At 58.9% G+C, this 525-nt stretch carries 1 protein-coding gene; it reads right to left on the bottom strand.

Going from position 1 to position 525, the window contains the following annotated elements:
* Positions 1-323: 323 nt before the first annotated feature.
* Positions 324-525 (bottom strand): hypothetical protein (locus IVB41_RS24680; protein ID WP_247435811.1); only part of this gene is annotated, 202 nt, incomplete at its 5' end.

Consider the following 525-nt stretch of genomic DNA (forward strand, 5'->3'; position numbering starts at 1 on the left):
GCATATGGTCAAGCTTAGACAAAAGCCGATCTCCAATCAGAGATCGATCATGCCTCGCTCGACGCCTTCAATGGAAGGTGGGACCGAAACAGCGCTTACGCTTCAACTGCCACCAGCGCGCAGAACTCAGGCGCCGGCATAAGCGGCGCGCCCGGAGGCAAGAGCGGACCACCTCCTGGACAGGGTACCATGGGTTCAGCAGGTGACAGGACGGTGCAGCAGCAGGATCCGACCAACGTGAAGGGCCTGCCCGGTAACAAGAACGGCCCGCCCGCGAAACGTTGACCGTTGCGTCCGGTTCGGCAGTCCCGCACCTGTTGCTCTTAAACCAACGGAAAAGACCCGCCAATGTTTGGCGGGTTTTGCTGCTGATGAGCGGCTATCGCCACTCGCAATCGATAATTTAAAGGCAGCTTTTTGCCCAGTTGAACCGCCCCGGGTTTGCCGGAGGCCATTTGGTTTAAGTTATGCCGCCATCGCGGGTTGTTCCAGCATGGCGTAGTAGCGTTGCTCGGCTTCGGCTGG

Origin of the sequence: Bradyrhizobium sp. 44, from assembly GCF_023073095.1 — a bacterium.
GTDB lineage: Bacteria > Pseudomonadota > Alphaproteobacteria > Rhizobiales > Xanthobacteraceae > Bradyrhizobium.